The sequence below is a fragment of the Enterobacter sp. C3_dUdeg genome (genome assembly GCF_057536195.1).
Genome location: NZ_BAAKFX010000015.1, coordinates 14,709 through 33,276 on the forward strand (window position 1 = coordinate 14,709; position 18,568 = coordinate 33,276).

Annotated in this window: 18 protein-coding genes; all 18 read left to right on the forward strand. The window is 53.6% G+C overall.

Annotation, left to right across the window (positions count from 1 at the left end; genetic code table 11):
- Positions 1-7: 7 nt before the first annotated feature.
- Positions 8-466 carry a transcriptional regulator AsnC gene (gene asnC / locus AC27FC_RS21120; protein WP_023333916.1) on the forward strand — a complete coding sequence of 153 codons (459 nt, stop codon included), beginning with the start codon at positions 8-10 and terminating at the stop codon, positions 464-466.
- A gap of 90 nt (positions 467-556) precedes the next feature.
- Positions 557-1,006, forward strand: a complete 450-nt coding sequence (gene mioC / locus AC27FC_RS21125; protein WP_023309786.1) for an FMN-binding protein MioC — start codon at positions 557-559, stop codon at positions 1,004-1,006.
- 374 nt (positions 1,007-1,380) lie between these two features.
- Complete coding sequence (gene mnmG, locus AC27FC_RS21130) at positions 1,381-3,270, forward strand: tRNA uridine-5-carboxymethylaminomethyl(34) synthesis enzyme MnmG (RefSeq protein WP_014072433.1); 1,890 nt, start codon at positions 1,381-1,383, stop codon at positions 3,268-3,270.
- A 106-nt stretch (positions 3,271-3,376) separates the two neighbouring features.
- Positions 3,377-4,000, forward strand: a complete 624-nt coding sequence (rsmG, locus tag AC27FC_RS21135; protein WP_023309787.1) for a 16S rRNA (guanine(527)-N(7))-methyltransferase RsmG — start codon at positions 3,377-3,379, stop codon at positions 3,998-4,000.
- 616 nt (positions 4,001-4,616) lie between these two features.
- Positions 4,617-4,997, forward strand: a complete 381-nt coding sequence (gene atpI / locus AC27FC_RS21140) for a F0F1 ATP synthase subunit I (RefSeq protein WP_023333920.1) — start codon at positions 4,617-4,619, stop codon at positions 4,995-4,997.
- Positions 4,998-5,005: 8 nt separating this feature from the next.
- Entirely contained in the window at positions 5,006-5,821 is an 816-nt protein-coding gene (atpB, locus tag AC27FC_RS21145; protein ID WP_023309789.1) for a F0F1 ATP synthase subunit A, read from the forward strand.
- 49 nt (positions 5,822-5,870) lie between these two features.
- Positions 5,871-6,110: a F0F1 ATP synthase subunit C gene (atpE, locus tag AC27FC_RS21150; RefSeq protein ID WP_000429386.1), complete on the forward strand. Its 240-nt coding sequence runs from the start codon at positions 5,871-5,873 to the stop codon at positions 6,108-6,110.
- A 48-nt stretch (positions 6,111-6,158) separates the two neighbouring features.
- Complete coding sequence (gene atpF / locus AC27FC_RS21155; protein ID WP_014072436.1) at positions 6,159-6,629, forward strand: F0F1 ATP synthase subunit B; 471 nt, start codon at positions 6,159-6,161, stop codon at positions 6,627-6,629.
- A 14-nt stretch (positions 6,630-6,643) separates the two neighbouring features.
- On the forward strand, positions 6,644-7,177 hold the full coding sequence (atpH, locus tag AC27FC_RS21160; protein WP_023309790.1) for a F0F1 ATP synthase subunit delta: 534 nt from the start codon (positions 6,644-6,646) through the stop codon (positions 7,175-7,177).
- 12 nt (positions 7,178-7,189) lie between these two features.
- A complete protein-coding gene (gene atpA, locus AC27FC_RS21165; RefSeq protein WP_006808751.1) occupies positions 7,190-8,731 on the forward strand; it encodes a F0F1 ATP synthase subunit alpha in 1,542 nt (513 codons plus the stop codon).
- Positions 8,732-8,782: 51 nt separating this feature from the next.
- Positions 8,783-9,646 carry a F0F1 ATP synthase subunit gamma gene (atpG, locus tag AC27FC_RS21170; RefSeq protein ID WP_008500191.1) on the forward strand — a complete coding sequence of 288 codons (864 nt, stop codon included), beginning with the start codon at positions 8,783-8,785 and terminating at the stop codon, positions 9,644-9,646.
- A 31-nt stretch (positions 9,647-9,677) separates the two neighbouring features.
- Positions 9,678-11,060: a F0F1 ATP synthase subunit beta gene (gene atpD, locus AC27FC_RS21175; protein ID WP_006177559.1), complete on the forward strand. Its 1,383-nt coding sequence runs from the start codon at positions 9,678-9,680 to the stop codon at positions 11,058-11,060.
- 20 nt (positions 11,061-11,080) lie between these two features.
- Positions 11,081-11,500, forward strand: a complete 420-nt coding sequence (locus AC27FC_RS21180; RefSeq protein ID WP_006177560.1) for a F0F1 ATP synthase subunit epsilon — start codon at positions 11,081-11,083, stop codon at positions 11,498-11,500.
- A 138-nt stretch (positions 11,501-11,638) separates the two neighbouring features.
- Positions 11,639-13,009: a bifunctional UDP-N-acetylglucosamine diphosphorylase/glucosamine-1-phosphate N-acetyltransferase GlmU gene (gene glmU, locus AC27FC_RS21185; protein WP_094935440.1), complete on the forward strand. Its 1,371-nt coding sequence runs from the start codon at positions 11,639-11,641 to the stop codon at positions 13,007-13,009.
- A gap of 362 nt (positions 13,010-13,371) precedes the next feature.
- Complete coding sequence (glmS, locus tag AC27FC_RS21190; protein WP_033144362.1) at positions 13,372-15,201, forward strand: glutamine--fructose-6-phosphate transaminase (isomerizing); 1,830 nt, start codon at positions 13,372-13,374, stop codon at positions 15,199-15,201.
- A 321-nt stretch (positions 15,202-15,522) separates the two neighbouring features.
- Entirely contained in the window at positions 15,523-16,563 is a 1,041-nt protein-coding gene (pstS, locus tag AC27FC_RS21195; RefSeq protein WP_008500186.1) for a phosphate ABC transporter substrate-binding protein PstS, read from the forward strand.
- A 128-nt stretch (positions 16,564-16,691) separates the two neighbouring features.
- A complete protein-coding gene (pstC, locus tag AC27FC_RS21200; RefSeq protein WP_023309793.1) occupies positions 16,692-17,651 on the forward strand; it encodes a phosphate ABC transporter permease PstC in 960 nt (319 codons plus the stop codon).
- Entirely contained in the window at positions 17,651-18,541 is an 891-nt protein-coding gene (gene pstA, locus AC27FC_RS21205; RefSeq protein ID WP_023309794.1) for a phosphate ABC transporter permease PstA, read from the forward strand. The genes pstC and pstA overlap by 1 nt, the downstream gene beginning before the upstream one ends.
- The last annotated feature ends 27 nt before the right edge of the window (positions 18,542-18,568 follow it).

Here is an 18,568-nt window from a genome sequence, read left to right on the forward strand (position 1 = left end):
AAAAGCTATGGAAAATTATCAGATCGACAATCTCGACCGCGGCATTCTGGAGGCGTTAATGGCCAATGCCCGTACCGCCTACGCCGAGCTGGCGAAACAGTTTGGCGTCAGCCCGGGGACCATTCACGTTCGCGTAGAGAAGATGAAACAGGCGGGGATCATTACCGGCGCACGCATTGACGTCAGTCCTAAACATCTCGGTTACGACGTCTGCTGCTTCATCGGCATCATTCTTAAAAGCGCCAAAGACTACCCTTCCGCTCTGGCGAAGCTGAACGCGCTGGATGAAGTCACAGAGGCGTATTACACCACCGGGCATTACAGCATCTTTATTAAAGTCATGTGCCGATCCATCGACGCCCTCCAGCAGGTACTTATCAACAAGATCCAAACAATCGATGAAATTCAGTCCACCGAGACGCTGATCTCCCTGCAAAACCCGATCATGCGTACCATCCGCCCGTGATCGGGCAAATTCATTCCCACATTTTCCACAGGTAGATCCCAGCTCGTTCACAGCGTACAATGGCCGTCTCTTTATCTGGGCGAGCGATCAATGGCGGACATTACCCTTATCAGCGGCAGCACCCTTGGTGGTGCGGAATACGTAGCGGAACACCTGGCTGAAAAGCTGGAAGATGCGGGCTTTTCTACAGAAACCCTGCACGGTCCGTTGCTTGAAGATCTCCCGACTGACGGGGTCTGGCTGCTGATCACCTCCACGCACGGCGCGGGCGATCTGCCGGATAACCTGCAACCTTTATATGACGAACTGCTGGAACAGCAGCCCGACCTGTCAAACGTCCGTTTTGGCGCGGTGGGGATCGGTAGTCGTGAATATGACACCTTTTGCGGGGCAATAGAGAAAGTTGAAGCCGCTGTTACCTCTTGTGGAGCAAAACAGCTGGGTGAAACGCTCAAGATCAACATCCTCGATCATGACATTCCGGAGGATCCAGCCGAGATCTGGCTCGCGGAATGGAAAAATTTACTCAAAAACGATTAAAGATCGCGCGAACAGATGTGGATAACTCTGGTTAAAAGCTCGTATTAACCCGTAGTTATCCAAAGAGAAACTGTTGTATCGTTTTTGACCTGTGCATAAAGTCGCGATCTGATCCCAGCTTATACTGTCCAGGATCACCGATCATTCACAGCAAACGATCCTTTCTAACTGCATGATCTTCTTTGTGAGATCGGACTTATCCACACAGGTTCGCGATCCTAATAAGAGATCACAATAGAACAGATCTCTAAATAAAAAGATCTTCTTTTTAATAGCCCAGGATCCCAATGCTTTCTCGAAAGACTAAAGTTGAGTAGAATCCACGGCCCGGGCTTCAATCCATTTTCATACCGCTTTACGCGAGGCAGACCACCATGTTTTATCAGGATCCTTTTGACGTCATCATCATTGGCGGGGGTCATGCAGGCACTGAGGCCGCAATGGCCGCAGCGCGTATGGGTCAGCAGACCCTGCTTTTGACACACAATATCGACACGCTGGGACAAATGTCCTGTAATCCGGCGATTGGCGGCATTGGGAAAGGACACCTGGTAAAAGAAGTGGATGCACTTGGCGGCCTGATGGCGAAAGCGATCGATCATGCTGGCATCCAGTTTAGGATACTAAACGCGAGTAAAGGTCCCGCTGTGCGTGCGACCCGTGCCCAGGCAGACCGCGTGCTTTACCGTCAGGCTGTGCGTACCGCCCTGGAGAACCAGCCGAACCTGATGATCTTCCAGCAGGCGGTTGAAGATCTTATCGTTGAGAACGATCGCGTCGTGGGCGCCGTGACCCAGATGGGCCTCAAGTTCCGCGCGAAAGCCGTGGTGCTGACCGTGGGCACCTTCCTGGACGGTAAAATTCATATCGGTCTGGATAACTACAGCGGTGGCCGTGCCGGCGATCCCCCGTCTATTCCACTGTCTCGCCGTCTGCGTGAACTGCCGCTGCGCGTCAGCCGCCTGAAAACCGGTACGCCGCCGCGTATTGATGCGCGCACCATTGATTTCAGCGTGCTGGCGCAACAGCACGGTGATAACCCCATGCCGGTTTTCTCGTTCATGGGCAATGCGGCACAGCATCCTCAGCAGGTACCGTGCTACATCACGCATACCAACGAGAAAACCCATGACGTGATCCGTAATAACCTCGATCGCAGCCCCATGTATGCTGGCGTGATCGAAGGGATCGGCCCACGCTACTGCCCGTCGATCGAAGACAAAGTGATGCGCTTTGCCGATCGTAATCAGCACCAGATCTTCCTGGAGCCGGAAGGGCTGACCTCAAACGAAATTTACCCGAACGGCATCTCCACCAGCCTGCCGTTCGATGTGCAGATGCAAATTGTTCGCTCAATGCAGGGGATGGAGAATGCGAAAATCGTTCGTCCCGGCTACGCTATTGAGTACGATTTCTTCGATCCACGCGACCTGAAGCCAACCCTGGAAAGCAAATTCATCCACGGTCTGTTCTTCGCGGGGCAGATTAACGGCACTACCGGCTACGAAGAAGCGGCTGCACAGGGCTTGCTTGCCGGTCTGAACGCCGCGCGCTTCTCCGCTGAGAAAGAGGGCTGGGCACCAGGCCGTTCTCAGGCGTATCTGGGCGTGCTGGTTGACGATCTCTGCACGCTGGGTACCAAAGAGCCGTACCGTATGTTTACCTCTCGCGCGGAATATCGCCTGATGCTGCGTGAAGATAACGCTGACCTGCGCCTGACCGAAATGGGCCGCGAGCTGGGTCTGGTCGATGACGAACGCTGGGCGCGCTTCAACGAAAAGCTGGAGCGCATTGAACAGGAACGTCAGCGCCTGAAAACCACCTGGGTGAATCCGCAGGCGGAAACCGCTGCCGAAGTAAACGCTCACTTAACAGCGCCGCTGTCGCGTGAAGCCAGCGGGGAAGATCTGCTGCGCCGTCCTGAAGTCACCTACGAGAATCTGGTCAAACTGACCGCGTTTGCGCCTGGCCTGGAAGACGCTGAAGCGGCAGAGCAGGTTGAGATCCAGGTGAAGTACGAAGGTTACATCGCGCGTCAGCAGGATGAGATCGAAAAACAGCAGCGTAACGAAAACACGCTGCTGCCGGAAATGCTGGACTACCGCCAGGTGACGGGCCTTTCCAACGAAGTGATCGCCAAGCTGAACGATCACAAACCGGTATCGATCGGCCAGGCATCCCGTATCTCCGGCGTCACGCCTGCGGCGATTTCCATTCTGCTGGTCTGGCTGAAAAAGCAGGGCATGCTGCGCCGCAGCGCATAATGCCAGAACATTGCCCGGTGGTGCTGCGCTTACCGGGCCTGATGAACCCGTAGGGCGGGTAAGCGAAGCGCCACCCGCCATCTAAGTTTTCCAACAGGTATTCACCGTGCTCAACAAACTCTCTCGTCTGCTGGATCAGGCAGGTATTTCGCTCACCGATCACCAGAAAAATCAGCTGGTGGCCTATGTCGATATGCTGAACAAATGGAACAAAGCGTACAACCTGACCTCAGTACGTGACCCCAACGAGATGCTGGTACGCCATATTCTCGATAGCATCGTGGTTGCCCCCTGGCTGAAAGGTGAGCGTTTTATCGACGTGGGGACGGGGCCAGGTTTACCGGGCGTTCCGCTGTCGATTGTTCGCCCTGAGAGCCACTTCACGCTACTGGACAGCCTCGGCAAGCGCGTGCGCTTTTTACGTCAGGTACAGCATGAGCTGAAGCTTGAGAACATCACGCCCGTGCAGAGCAGGGTAGAGGAGTTCCCGGCAGAGCCGCCGTTTGACGGGGTTATCAGCCGCGCGTTTGCTTCACTCAATGACATGGTGAGCTGGTGTAAGCACTTGCCTGCAGAGAATGGCCGCTTTTATGCGCTGAAAGGGCAGTTGCCAGGCGATGAAATTGAACAGCTCCCGGACGGTTTTGCTGTTGAATCCATCGAGAAATTACACATTCCTCAGCTCGATGGGGAGCGTCATCTGGTGATAATTAAGCCAAACAATTTTTAAAAAATTAATAAAAAATGTGGAATTTGTGCTGTTCTTCGCATGTTAAAAAACAGCACAAAGACAGAGGATTTACCGTCGGGCTTTTAACCTCTTTTTCACTAAGGTTTTTCTTATGGTTAACCTGGCGACTTTTATTCACCGAGAAGATAGTCATCTGTGAAAATATAAGTCTGCTAAAAGTGGAGGGCAGTAACCAGAACGCAATGTTAATTATTTATTAAGAATGTCAATAAAACGTTTTTATTGTGTACTGGGCTGTTTTGAAAATAGTTACGACATTTTGCGTTTAATTTCATAAAGATAAATTTTCGCGATTTGCGCCTTTGATAAATACAACCTTATCGCAAATGTGTGTTTTGTGATCTCGTGCACGCTTTATCGCCAACGTTTTCGCGCTGTTTGCAGTTTTGGTCGAAGGTTGACGCTTTCAGCGAAAGTTAAAAAATAGCGGTGGGGAAAAATATTTAAACATTTATTCACCTTTTCGCTACTTAATGTTTGAAATCACGGGTGCGCACCGTATAATTTGACCGCTTTTTGATGCTTGACTCTGAGCCTTAAAGGACGTTTTATACGACACGCGGCATACCTCGAAGGGAGCAGGAGTAAAAACGTGATGTCTGTGTCGCTCTTGAGTAGAAACGTTGCTCGTAAGCTTCTGTTCGTTCAGTTTCTGGCTGTGATAGCAAGTGGACTGCTGTTTAGCCTCAAAGACCCCTTCTGGGGCATCTCCGCCGTGTGCGGGGGTTTGGCGGTTGTGCTGCCAAACGTGTTGTTTATGATTTTTGCCTGGCGTCATCAGGCGCATACACCCGCCAAAGGCCGCGTGGCCTGGTCCTTCGCCCTCGGCGAAGTGTGTAAGGTGTTGCTGACCTTTGCTCTACTGGTGATGGCGCTGGCGGTTTTGAAAGTGGTCTTCATGCCGCTGATAGCAACGTGGGTTTTGGTGCTGGTGGTACAAGTTCTGGCTCCAGCTGTAATCAATAACAAAGGGTAAAAGGCATCATGGCTTCAGAAAATATGACGCCGCAGGATTACATAGGTCACCATCTGAATAACCTTCAGCTGGACCTGCGTACATTCTCGCTGGTGGATCCACATAACCCCCCGGCCACCTTCTGGACGATCAACATCGACTCCATGTTCTTCTCGGTGGTTTTGGGTCTTCTGTTCCTGGCCATGTTCCGCGGTGTTGCTAAACGAGCGACCAGCGGTGTTCCAGGGAAATTCCAGACCTTCATCGAAATGATCATCGGCTTCGTCCATGGCAGCGTCAAAGACATGTACCATGGTAAGAGCAAGCTGATTGCTCCGCTGGCCCTGACCGTGTTCGTTTGGGTCTTCCTGATGAACCTGATGGACCTGCTGCCAATCGATCTGCTGCCGTTCATCGGCGAGCACATCTTCGGCCTGCCTGCGCTGCGTGTTGTACCGTCTGCGGACGTGAACATCACCCTGTCGATGGCGCTGGGCGTATTTATCCTGATTCTTTTCTACAGCATCAAAATGAAAGGCGTAAGCGGCTTTGTGAAAGAGCTTACCTTGCAGCCGTTCAACCACTGGGCGTTTATTCCGGTCAACCTGATCCTGGAAGGCGTTAGCCTGCTGTCCAAACCTGTTTCACTGGGTCTGCGACTGTTCGGCAACATGTATGCGGGTGAGCTGATTTTCATTCTGATCGCGGGTCTTCTGCCGTGGTGGTCACAGTGGATTCTGAATGTGCCATGGGCCATTTTCCACATCCTGATCATTACGCTGCAAGCCTTTATCTTCATGGTTCTGACGATCGTCTATCTGTCGATGGCGTCTGAAGAGCACTGATTTTTTACCAACACTACTACGTTTTAATTGAAACAAACTGGAGACTGTCATGGAAAACCTGAATATGGATCTGCTGTACATGGCTGCCGCTGTGATGATGGGTCTGGCGGCTATCGGTGCTGCGATCGGTATCGGCATCCTCGGGGGCAAATTCCTGGAAGGCGCAGCGCGTCAACCTGATCTGATTCCTCTGCTGCGTACTCAGTTCTTTATCGTTATGGGTCTGGTGGATGCTATCCCAATGATCGCTGTAGGTCTGGGTCTGTACGTGATGTTTGCTGTCGCGTAGTAGTAGTTTTAAAACCCTAAGCCACAGAAATTAAAGAGGTATTGTGCTGTGAACATGAACGCAACAATCCTCGGCCAGGCCATCGCGTTTATTCTCTTTGTCTGGTTCTGCATGAAGTATGTATGGCCGCCTTTAATGGCAGCCATCGAAAAACGTCAGAAAGAAATTGCTGACGGTCTGGCTTCCGCAGAACGCGCTAAGAAAGATTTGGACCTTGCACAGGCCAACGCGACAGACCAGCTGAAAAAAGCGAAAGCTGAAGCTCAGGTAATCATTGAACAGGCTAACAAACGCCGTTCTCAGATCCTGGACGAAGCCAAAGCTGAAGCAGAACAGGAACGTACTAAGATCGTGACACAGGCTCAGGCAGAAATTGATGCTGAGCGTAAACGTGCTCGTGAAGAACTGCGTAAGCAGGTTGCGATTCTGGCTGTTGCTGGCGCCGAGAAGATCATCGAACGTTCCGTGGATGAAGCTGCTAACAGCGACATCGTGGACAAACTTGTCGCTGAACTGTAAGGAGGGAGGGGCTGATGTCTGAATTTGTTACGGTAGCTCGCCCCTACGCCAAAGCAGCTTTTGACTTTGCTGTCGAACACCAAAATGTCGATCGCTGGCAGGATATGCTGGCGTTTGCCGCTGAGGTGACGAAAAACGAACAAATGGCTGAGTTGCTTTCCGGTGCGTTAGCACCTGAAACTCTCGCCGCGTCGTTTATCGCCGTGTGCGGAGAGCAACTGGATGCCAACGGCCAGAACCTGATTAAGGTGATGGCAGAAAATGGTCGTCTCCGTGTGCTCCCGGATGTTCTCGAGCAGTTTGAGCACTTACGTGCCCTTAGTGAAGCAACCGCTGAAGTCGAAGTGACTTCTGCGACTGAACTGAGTAATGAACAGCTTGCGAAAATCACCGCCGCGATGGAAAAACGTCTGTCACGCAAAGTTAAGCTGAATTGCAAAATCGATAAGTCTGTAATGGCAGGCGTAATCATCCGTTCGGGTGATATGGTCATTGATGGCAGCGTACGCGGCCGTCTTGAACGCCTTGCAGACGTCTTGCAGTCTTAAGGGGACTGGAGCATGCAACTGAATTCCACCGAAATCAGCGAACTGATCAAGCAGCGCATTGCTCAGTTCAGTGTTGTGAGTGAAGCTCACAACGAAGGTACTATTGTTTCTGTAAGTGACGGTGTTATCCGCATCCACGGCCTGGCCGATTGTATGCAGGGTGAGATGATTTCCCTGCCGGGTAACCGTTACGCTATCGCACTGAACCTGGAGCGCGACTCCGTAGGTGCAGTTGTGATGGGTCCATACGCTGACCTCGCCGAAGGCATGAAGGTTAAGTGTACTGGCCGTATTCTGGAAGTGCCGGTTGGCCGTGGCCTGCTGGGTCGCGTTGTTAACACCCTGGGTGCGCCAATCGACGGTAAAGGTCCGGTTGAGCACGATGGCTTCTCCCCAATCGAAGTTATCGCACCAGGCGTTATCGACCGTCAGTCCGTAGATCAGCCTGTTCAGACAGGTTATAAGTCCGTTGATGCCATGATCCCAATCGGTCGTGGTCAGCGTGAACTGATCATCGGTGACCGTCAGACCGGTAAAACCGCGATGGCTATCGACGCCATCATCAACCAGCGTGACTCCGGCATCAAATGTGTGTACGTGGCCATCGGCCAGAAAGCGTCCACCATTTCTAACGTGGTTCGTAAACTGGAAGAGCACGGCGCACTGTCTAACACCATCGTTGTGGTAGCAACTGCGTCTGAATCTGCTGCACTGCAATACCTGGCGCCATATGCCGGTTGCGCAATGGGCGAATATTTCCGTGACCGCGGTGAAGATGCACTGATCGTATACGATGACCTGTCTAAACAGGCTGTTGCTTATCGTCAGGTTTCCCTGCTGCTCCGTCGTCCACCTGGACGTGAAGCGTTCCCTGGCGACGTATTCTACCTCCACTCTCGTCTGCTGGAGCGTGCTTCCCGCGTTAACGCGGAATACGTCGAGAACTTCACCAAAGGTGAAGTGAAGGGTAAAACGGGCTCTCTGACCGCTCTGCCGATCATTGAAACCCAGGCGGGTGACGTTTCTGCGTTCGTTCCGACCAACGTAATCTCCATTACCGATGGTCAGATCTTCCTGGAAACCAACCTGTTTAACTCCGGTATTCGTCCGGCGGTTAACCCGGGTATCTCCGTATCCCGTGTTGGTGGTGCTGCTCAGACCAAGATCATCAAGAAACTGTCCGGTGGTATCCGTACCGCGCTGGCACAGTATCGTGAACTGGCTGCGTTCTCTCAGTTCGCATCCGATCTGGACGAAGCAACCCGTAAACAGCTGAGCCACGGTCAGAAAGTGACCGAGCTGCTGAAGCAGAAACAGTACGCACCAATGTCTGTTGCTCAGCAGGGCCTGGTACTGTTCGCGGCTGAACGCGGTTACCTCGAAGATGTGGAACTGGCGAAAATCGGTAGCTTCGAAGCCGCTCTGCTGGCTTACGTCGACCGTGATCACGCTCCGCTGATGCAAGAGATCAACCAGACCGGTGGCTATAACGACGAAATCGAAGGCAAGCTGAAAGCTATCCTCGATTCCTTCAAAGCAACCCAATCCTGGTAATCGTCCGGCGGCTTGTCTCAGGACAAGCCGCCTGGCATTGAGGAGAAGCTCATGGCCGGCGCAAAAGAGATACGTAGTAAGATCGCAAGCGTCCAGAACACGCAAAAGATCACTAAAGCGATGGAGATGGTCGCCGCTTCCAAAATGCGTAAATCGCAGGATCGCATGGCGGCCAGCCGTCCTTATGCAGAAACCATGCGCAAAGTGATTGGTCACCTTGCAAACGGTAATCTGGAATATAAGCACCCTTACCTGGAAGAACGCGACGTTAAGCGCGTGGGCTACCTGGTGGTGTCGACCGACCGTGGTCTGTGTGGCGGCTTGAACATTAACCTGTTCAAAAAACTGCTGGCGGATATGAAAGCATGGTCTGAAAAAGGCGTTCAGTGCGATATCGCAATGATCGGCTCTAAAGGCGTCTCTTTCTTTAACTCCGTTGGTGGCAACATTGTCGCTCAGGTGACCGGTATGGGTGATAACCCGTCCCTGTCCGAACTGATCGGCCCGGTTAAAGTGATGTTGCAGGCCTATGATGAAGGCCGTCTGGACAGACTGTACGTTGTCAGCAACAAATTCATTAACACCATGTCTCAGGTTCCAACGCTCACTCAGATGCTGCCATTACCGGCATCAGAAGATGACGAGCTGAAGCAAAAAGCCTGGGATTACCTGTATGAACCCGATCCGAAACCGCTGCTGGATACCCTGCTGCGTCGTTACGTTGAATCTCAGGTTTATCAGGGCGTTGTAGAAAACCTGGCCAGCGAGCAGGCCGCACGAATGGTGGCGATGAAAGCCGCGACCGATAATGGCGGCAGCCTGATTAAAGAGCTGCAGTTGGTTTACAACAAAGCTCGTCAGGCCAGCATTACTCAGGAACTCACCGAGATCGTCTCGGGGGCCGCCGCGGTTTAACCAGGTTTACGAATTACGTAGAGGATTCAAGATGGCTACTGGAAAGATTGTCCAGGTAATCGGCGCCGTGGTGGACGTCGAGTTCCCTCAGGACGCCGTACCACGCGTGTACGACGCGCTTGAGGTACAGAATGGTAACGAGAGCCTGGTGCTGGAAGTTCAGCAGCAGCTCGGCGGCGGTATCGTGCGTACCATCGCTATGGGTTCTTCCGACGGTCTGCGTCGTGGTCTGGAAGTAAAAGACCTTGAGCACCCGATCGAAGTCCCGGTAGGTAAAGCAACACTGGGTCGTATCATGAACGTATTGGGTCAGCCAATCGACATGAAAGGCGACATCGGTGAAGAAGAGCGTTGGGCTATCCACCGCGCGGCACCTTCCTACGAAGAGCTGTCCAGCTCTCAGGAACTGCTGGAAACCGGTATCAAAGTTATCGACCTGATGTGTCCGTTCGCGAAGGGCGGTAAAGTCGGTCTGTTCGGTGGTGCGGGTGTTGGTAAAACCGTAAACATGATGGAGCTGATCCGTAACATCGCGATCGAGCACTCCGGTTACTCCGTGTTTGCGGGCGTAGGTGAACGTACTCGTGAGGGTAACGATTTCTACCACGAAATGACCGACTCCAACGTTCTGGACAAAGTATCCCTGGTTTACGGCCAGATGAACGAGCCACCTGGAAACCGTCTGCGCGTTGCGCTGACCGGTCTGACGATGGCTGAGAAATTCCGTGACGAAGGCCGTGACGTTCTGCTGTTCGTTGATAACATCTATCGTTACACCTTGGCCGGTACGGAAGTATCTGCACTGCTGGGTCGTATGCCTTCAGCGGTAGGTTATCAGCCTACGCTGGCGGAAGAGATGGGTGTTCTTCAGGAACGTATCACCTCTACCAAAACCGGTTCTATCACCTCCGTTCAGGCGGTATACGTACCTGCGGATGACTTGACTGACCCATCTCCAGCAACCACCTTTGCGCACTTAGATGCAACCGTGGTACTGAGCCGTCAGATCGCGTCTCTGGGTATCTACCCGGCCGTTGACCCGCTGGACTCCACCAGCCGTCAGCTGGATCCACTGGTTGTTGGTCAGGAACACTACGACACCGCGCGTGGCGTACAGTCCCTGCTGCAGCGTTACCAGGAACTGAAAGACATCATCGCCATCCTGGGTATGGATGAACTGTCTGAAGAAGACAAACTGGTGGTAGCACGTGCGCGTAAGATCCAGCGCTTCCTGTCCCAGCCGTTCTTCGTTGCGGAAGTATTCACCGGTTCTCCGGGTAAATACGTTTCCCTGAAAGACACCATCCGTGGCTTTAAAGGCATCATGGAAGGCGAATACGATCACCTGCCGGAGCAGGCGTTCTACATGGTTGGTTCCATCGACGAAGCCGTGGAAAAAGCCAAAAAACTTTAACGCCTTAATCGGAGGGTGATATGGCAATGACTTACCACCTGGACGTCGTCAGCGCAGAGCAACAAATGTTCTCTGGTCTGGTCGAGAAAATCCAGGTAACGGGTAGTGAAGGTGAACTGGGTATTTTCCCGGGTCACGCACCGCTGCTCACCGCCATTAAGCCTGGTATGATCCGCATCGTTAAACAGTTCGGTCACGAAGAGTTTATCTATCTCTCCGGCGGCATTCTTGAAGTGCAGCCTGGCAGTGTGACCGTTCTGGCCGATACCGCTATCCGTGGACAGGATCTCGACGAAGCGCGAGCCCTGGAATCGAAGCGTAAGGCTGAAGAGCACATTAGCAGCTCTCATGGTGACGTGGATTACGCTCAGGCGTCTGCGGAGCTGGCCAAAGCGATCGCGAAACTGCGCGTTATCGAGTTGACCAAAAAAGCGATGTAACACCGGCTTGAAAAGCACAAAAGCCAGTCTGGATACCAGGCTGGCTTTTTTTTTCGGCCTTAATTCATGATGAAAAAGATGTAGAATTTTAAGCATCAAACGTTTTTACTTCACACTCAAACTACCGTCAGGATGCGTATGTCAAACAGTGCGATGAGCGTGGTGATCCTTGCCGCTGGCAAAGGGACCCGCATGTATTCCGATCTGCCTAAGGTGCTCCACACGCTTGCAGGAAAGCCAATGGTGCAGCATGTCATTGATGCAGCGAACGAACTGGGTGCCGGTCAGGTCCACCTGGTCTACGGCCACGGCGGCGATCTGCTTAAAAAGACGCTGAGCGATGACAAGCTCAACTGGGTGCTTCAGGCCGAACAGCTGGGCACAGGCCATGCGATGCAGCAGGCTGCGCCTTTCTTTGCGGATGACGAAGACATTTTGATGCTCTACGGCGATGTCCCGCTGATCTCCGTTGAAACCCTGACTCGCCTGCGTGAAGCCAAACCGCAGGGCGGTATCGGTTTGTTGACCGTCGTGCTGGACGATCCAAGCGGTTATGGCCGCATCACCCGTGAAAACGGCAACGTCACGGGTATTGTTGAGCATAAAGATGCCAGCGACGAACAGCGCCAGATTCAGGAGATCAACACCGGTATTCTGATTGCCAATGGCGCGGACATGAAGCGCTGGCTGTCTCAGCTCAACAACAACAACGCACAGGGTGAATTCTACATCACCGACATCATTGCGATGGCGTACCAGGAAGGACGTGAGATTGCGGCGGTTCATCCGGCGCGCATCAGCGAAACCGAAGGGGTGAATAACCGTCTTCAGCTTTCCCGCCTGGAGCGCGTTTATCAGTCCGAGCAGGCCGAAAAACTGCTGCTGGCGGGCGTGATGCTGCGCGATCCGGCGCGTTTCGATCTGCGTGGTTCGTTATCTCACGGTCGTGACGTTGAAATTGATACGAACGTTATCCTCGAAGGTCACGTCACGCTGGGCAATCGCATCAAAATTGGCGCCGGCTGCGTGATTAAAAACAGCGTCATCGGCGACGACTGCGAAATCAGCCCGTACAGCGTGGTAGAAGATGCTCGTCTGGATGCGGCCTGTACCATCGGCCCGTTTGCGCGTCTGCGCCCGGGCGCTGAGCTGCTGGAAGGCGCTCACGTGGGTAACTTCGTGGAAATGAAAAAAGCGCGTCTGGGTAAAGGCTCGAAAGCCGGTCATCTGACCTATCTGGGCGACGCGGAAATTGGCAATAACGTGAATATTGGTGCAGGGACTATTACCTGTAACTATGACGGTGCGAATAAGTTTAAAACCATCATCGGTGACGACGTGTTCGTTGGCTCCGATACGCAGCTGGTGGCGCCTGTTACCGTGGGTAACGGGGTGACTATCGCCGCCGGAACAACCGTTACGCGCGATGTGGCCGAGAACGAGCTGGTGTTAAGCCGCGTGCCGCAGGTCAGCAAGCAGGGCTGGAAACGCCCGGTGAAGAAAAAGTAACGGATTTACCCCTCACCCTAACCCTCTCCCCATAGGGGAGAGGGGATCGTTCGGTGCGGTGTTTTTCTCCCTCGCCCCTTTGGGGAGAGGGCCGGGGTGAGGGGATAATATAATCCTCCCCCCACAAGCAGTACCCATAAAAATAACCCCACTCTCTACAAGGCTCGGGGTGCCCGGAAAGGGCGTTACCCAAAGGATTTCGCGTTGTGGCAAGGCGGCAAGCGTATGAGTCCATGGGAGCTTATTTAAGTAAGTGACCGTGGCGAGTACGAGAAGCCAACGCAGCCGCAGCGTGAAAGACGCAGGGAAAATACAGGTCAGCGACAACGCAGGCATAATGCCTAAATTCGGAATCTAAAATTATGTGTGGAATTGTTGGCGCAGTTGCGCAGCGTGATATTGCTGAAATCCTTCTCGAAGGTTTACGTCGTCTGGAATACCGTGGTTACGACTCTGCCGGTCTGGCTGTCGTCGATGCAGAAGGTCATATGACCCGTCTGCGTCGTCTCGGTAAAGTGCAGATGCTGGCCCAGGCCGCGGAAGAACATCCGCTGCACGGTGGTACCGGTATTGCGCACACCCGCTGGGCGACGCACGGCGAACCGTCTGAAGGTAACGCGCACCCGCATGTGTCTGAACACATCGTGGTCGTGCACAACGGCATTATCGAAAACCACGAACCGCTGCGCGAAGAACTGAAAGCGCGCGGCTACACCTTCGTCTCTGAAACTGACACCGAAGTGATTGCTCACCTGGTGCACTGGGAGCTGGAGCAGGGCGGTACACTGCGTGATGCGGTGCTGCGTGCTATCCCTCAGCTGCGCGGTGCGTACGGTACGGTGATCATGGATTCCCGCGATCCGTCCACATTGCTGGCCGCGCGTTCCGGTAGCCCGATGGTTATCGGTCTGGGTATGGGCGAAAACTTCATCGCTTCTGACCAGCTGGCGCTCCTGCCGGTCACCCGTCGCTTTATCTTCCTCGAAGAGGGTGATATCGCGGAAGTGACCCGTCGCAGCGTGACCGTCTTCGATACCAAAGGCGAGCAGGTGAAACGTCAGGAGATCGAATCGAATCTGCAGTACGACGCGGGCGACAAAGGCGCTTACCGTCACTACATGCAGAAAGAGATTTACGAGCAGCCAAACGCCATCAAAAACACGCTGACCGGGCGCATCAGCCACGGTGAAGTGGATCTGAGCGAGCTGGGCGCAAACGCGAACGAACTGCTTGGCAAGGTCGAGCATATTCAGATCGTGGCCTGCGGCACCTCTTACAACTCCGGTATGGTTTCTCGCTACTGGTTTGAATCCCTGGCGGGCGTGCCGTGCGATGTGGAAATCGCGTCTGAATTCCGCTATCGCAAATCCGCGGTGCGTCGTAACAGCCTGATGATCACCCTTTCCCAGTCCGGCGAAACGGCGGATACGCTGGCAGCTCTGCGTCTGTCTAAAGAGCTGGGTTACCTGGGCTCGCTGGCTATCTGTAACGTTCCTGGCTCATCGCTGGTGCGTGAGTCCGATCTGGCGCTGATGACCAAAGCGGGCACAGAAATCGGTGTTGCCTCCACCAAAGCGTTTACCACTCAGCTGACCGTTCTGCTGATGCTGGTGGCGAAGCTTGCGCGTCTGAAAGGTGAAGATGCGTCCGTTGAGCACGAAATCGTTCACGGCCTGCAGGCGCTGCCGAGTCGTATTGAGCAGATGCTGTCTCAGGACAAACGCATTGAAGCGCTGGCGGAAGATTTCTCCGACAAACATCACGCCCTGTTCCTGGGTCGTGGGGATCAGTATCCGATTGCGCTGGAAGGCGCGCTGAAGCTGAAAGAGATCTCCTACATTCACGCTGAAGCCTATGCGGCTGGCGAGCTGAAGCACGGCCCGCTGGCGCTGATTGACGCGGATATGCCGGTCATCGTTGTGGCACCAAACAACGAACTGCTGGAAAAACTGAAGTCTAACATCGAAGAAGTGCGCGCCCGCGGCGGTGTTCTGTACGTCTTCGCCGACAAAGATGCCGGTTTTGTCAGCAACGACAACATGCACATCATCGAAATGCCGCATGTGGAAGAGGTTATCGCACCAATCTTCTACACCGTTCCGCTGCAGCTGCTGGCCTATCACGTTGCTCTGATCAAAGGCACCGACGTTGACCAGCCGCGTAACCTGGCGAAATCGGTTACCGTAGAATAATCCCTTCAGGCTCCACCTTCGGGTGGAGCCTTTTTATCCTGCCCGGCTTGTTTTTAATCAATCCTTTCTCGTTTTTAATAATGACAATTTGTCATCTTCAGCTACTTTTTTCAGTGTCACATAAAGAAAATATTTCTGAAAACGTCCTGTCATAAAAGCGGCTAACGCGATGAAAAATAAGCTTTCTTTTGCTTGTTTTTAAGTGAAATTTACGTTGTCATAAAACTGTCATAATTCGTACATTTATCTGTCACCTGTTTGTCCTATTTTGCTCATCGTAGCCACTAAACAACGATTTACGAAAATCTTGCAGGAGACATTATGAAAGTTATGCGTACCACTGTCGCAACTGTTGTCGCCGCGACCTTATCTCTGAGCGCGTTCTCTGTATTTGCAGAAGCAAGCCTGACTGGCGCTGGTGCAACCTTCCCTGCGCCGGTGTATGCCAAATGGGCGGATACCTACCAGAAAGAAACCGGTAACAAGGTTAACTATCAGGGTATCGGCTCCTCCGGTGGCGTTAAACAAATTACCGCGAACACTGTTGATTTCGGCGCATCAGACGCTCCGCTGTCTGATGACAAACTGGCTCAGGAAGGCCTGTTCCAGTTCCCTACCGTGATCGGTGGTGTGGTTCTGGCCATCAACCTGCCGGGCGTGAAGTCGGGTGAGCTGGTGCTGGACGGCAAAACGCTGGGTGACATCTACCTGGGCAAAATCAAAAAATGGGATGACGAAGCGATCGCTAAACTCAACCCAGGCCTGAAGCTGCCTTCTCAGAACATCGCCGTGGTTCGCCGCGCGGATGGTTCCGGTACCTCTTTCGTGTTCACCAGCTACCTGGCAAAAGTGAACGAAGAGTGGAAATCTAAAGTCGGCTCCGGCTCTACCGTTAACTGGCCAACCGGTCTGGGCGGTAAGGGTAACGACGGTATCGCCGCGTTCGTACAGCGTCTGCCTGGCTCAATTGGTTACGTAGAATATGCGTACGCCAAGCAGAACAACCTGTCCTACACCAAACTGGTTTCAGCCGACGGCAAACCGGTTAGCCCGACCGAAGAGAACTTTGCTAACGCGGCGAAAGGCGCTGACTGGAGCAAATCCTTCGCGCAGGATCTGACTAACCAGAAAGGCGAAGGTGCATGGCCAATCACCTCTACCACTTTCATCCTGGTTCACAAAGAGCAGAAGAAACCTGAGCAGGGCGCCGAAGTGCTGAAGTTCTTCGACTGGGCGTACAAAAACGGCGGCAAACAGGCTAACGCCCTGGATTACGCCACCCTGCCGGACAACGTGGTTGAGCAGATTCGCGCTGCATGGAAAACCAACGTGAAAGACAGCAGCGGTAAAGCGCTGTACTAACAGGATATATTTAACGAAGATGGCGGGTGGCGCTATGCTTACCCGCCCTACGGTTTAAGCTGTAGGCCCGGTAAGCGTCAGCGCCACCGGGCATATTCGTAAAAACGTCTCAAACAGAAGAGTAATTTATGGCTGCAACCAAGCCTGCATTTAACCCTCCGGGTAAAAAAGGTGACATGATTTTCAGCGCGCTGGTGAAACTGGCTGCGCTGATTGTGCTATTGCTGCTGGGCGGCATTATCGTGTCTCTGATTTTCTCCTCATGGCCGAGCATCCAGAAATTCGGTTTTTCCTTCCTGTGGACCAAAGAGTGGGACGCGCCGAACGATATCTACGGTGCCCTGGTACCGATTTACGGCACGCTGGTGACCTCGTTCATCGCCCTGCTGATTGCGGTTCCGGTGAGCTTTGGTATTGCCCTGTTCCTGACGGAGCTGGCACCGGGCTGGCTGCGACGCCCGCTGGGTATTGCCATCGAACTGCTGGCGGCTATTCCAAGTATCGTTTACGGCATGTGGGGCCTGTTCATCTTTGCTCCGCTGTTCGCAACGTATTTCCAGGAACCGGTCGGTAACGTGCTTTCCGCCATTCCGTTTGTGGGGGCCCTGTTCTCTGGCCCGGCTTTCGGTATCGGCATTCTGGCGGCAGGTGTGATCCTCGCCATCATGATTATTCCGTACATTGCGGCGGTTATGCGCGATGTCTTCGAACAAACGCCGGTGATGATGAAAGAGTCGGCCTACGGCATCGGCTGCACCACCTGGGAAGTTATCTGGCGCATTGTCCTTCCGTTCACCAAAAATGGGGTGATCGGGGGCGTGATGCTGGGCCTGGGTCGTGCGCTGGGTGAAACCATGGCGGTCACCTTTATCATCGGTAACACCTACCAGCTCGACAGCGCGTCGCTCTACATGCCGGGTAACAGTATTACCTCGGCGCTGGCGAATGAATTTGCGGAAGCGGAATCGGGGCTGCACGTGGCGGCGCTGATGGAGCTGGGTCTGATTCTGTTTGTTATCACCTTTATTGTTCTGGCGATTTCCAAGCTGATGATTATGCGCCTCGCTAAAAATGAGGGGGCACGCTAATGGCAACTCTCGAAATGCAAGCTACCGCTGAACTGGCGGAATCCCGCCGCAAAATGCAGGCCAGACGCCGCATGAAAAACCGTATTGCCCTGTCGCTCTCTATGGCGACAATGGCGTTCGGCCTGTTCTGGCTGGTCTGGATCCTCTTCTCGACGGTCGTTCGCGGGATTGACGGGATGTCACTGTCGCTTTTCACCGAAATGACGCCACCGCCGAACACGGCGGGTGGTGGCCTGGCGAATGCCCTGGCGGGCAGCGGCTTGCTGATCCTCTGGGCGACGGTCTTCGGCACGCCGCTGGGCATCATGGCGGGTATCTACCTGGCTGAATACGGTCGTAAATCCTGGCTGGCCGAAGTCATTCGCTTCATCAACGACATTCTGCTGTCTGCACCTTCTATCGTCGTGGGTCTGTTTGTTTACACCGTGGTGGTGGCGCAGATGGAACACTTCTCGGGCTGGGCGGGTGTGATTGCCCTGGCGCTGCTGCAGGTGCCGATTGTTATTCGTACCACCGAGAACATGCTGAAACTGGTGCCGGACAGCCTGCGCGAAGCGGCTTATGCGCTGGGTACGCCGAAATGGAAGATGATCTCTGCAATTACGCTGAAGGCGTCTGTTTCCGGGATCATGACCGGTATCCTGCTGGCGGTTGCGCGTATCGCGGGTGAAACGGCGCCGCTGCTGTTTACGTCTCTCTCCAACCAGTTCTGGAGCACGGACATGATGCAGCCGATCGCCAACCTGCCGGTGACGATCTTTAAATTTGCGATGAGCCCATTCGCGGAATGGCAGCAGCTGGCCTGGGCCGGAGTGCTGATCATTACCCTTTGCGTACTGTTGCTGAACATTCTGGCGCGCGTCATTTTCGCGAAGAAGAAACACGGTTAATTTTTTACGGCGCGGCAGCTCGCGGCG

Coding starts and splice junctions, on each gene's coding strand:
- atpH (WP_023309790.1), top strand. CDS start 6,644: ATGTCTGAATTTGTTACGGTAGCTCGCCCCTACGCCAAAGCAGCTTTT.
- atpE (WP_000429386.1), top strand. CDS start 5,871: ATGGAAAACCTGAATATGGATCTGCTGTACATGGCTGCCGCTGTGATG.
- pstS (WP_008500186.1), top strand. CDS start 15,523: ATGAAAGTTATGCGTACCACTGTCGCAACTGTTGTCGCCGCGACCTTA.
- atpD (WP_006177559.1), top strand. CDS start 9,678: ATGGCTACTGGAAAGATTGTCCAGGTAATCGGCGCCGTGGTGGACGTC.
- AC27FC_RS21180 (WP_006177560.1), top strand. CDS start 11,081: ATGGCAATGACTTACCACCTGGACGTCGTCAGCGCAGAGCAACAAATG.
- atpI (WP_023333920.1), top strand. CDS start 4,617: ATGTCTGTGTCGCTCTTGAGTAGAAACGTTGCTCGTAAGCTTCTGTTC.
- atpG (WP_008500191.1), top strand. CDS start 8,783: ATGGCCGGCGCAAAAGAGATACGTAGTAAGATCGCAAGCGTCCAGAAC.
- atpA (WP_006808751.1), top strand. CDS start 7,190: ATGCAACTGAATTCCACCGAAATCAGCGAACTGATCAAGCAGCGCATT.
- atpB (WP_023309789.1), top strand. CDS start 5,006: ATGGCTTCAGAAAATATGACGCCGCAGGATTACATAGGTCACCATCTG.
- glmU (WP_094935440.1), top strand. CDS start 11,639: ATGTCAAACAGTGCGATGAGCGTGGTGATCCTTGCCGCTGGCAAAGGG.
- asnC (WP_023333916.1), top strand. CDS start 8: ATGGAAAATTATCAGATCGACAATCTCGACCGCGGCATTCTGGAGGCG.
- mioC (WP_023309786.1), top strand. CDS start 557: ATGGCGGACATTACCCTTATCAGCGGCAGCACCCTTGGTGGTGCGGAA.
- pstC (WP_023309793.1), top strand. CDS start 16,692: ATGGCTGCAACCAAGCCTGCATTTAACCCTCCGGGTAAAAAAGGTGAC.
- mnmG (WP_014072433.1), top strand. CDS start 1,381: ATGTTTTATCAGGATCCTTTTGACGTCATCATCATTGGCGGGGGTCAT.
- pstA (WP_023309794.1), top strand. CDS start 17,651: ATGGCAACTCTCGAAATGCAAGCTACCGCTGAACTGGCGGAATCCCGC.
- glmS (WP_033144362.1), top strand. CDS start 13,372: ATGTGTGGAATTGTTGGCGCAGTTGCGCAGCGTGATATTGCTGAAATC.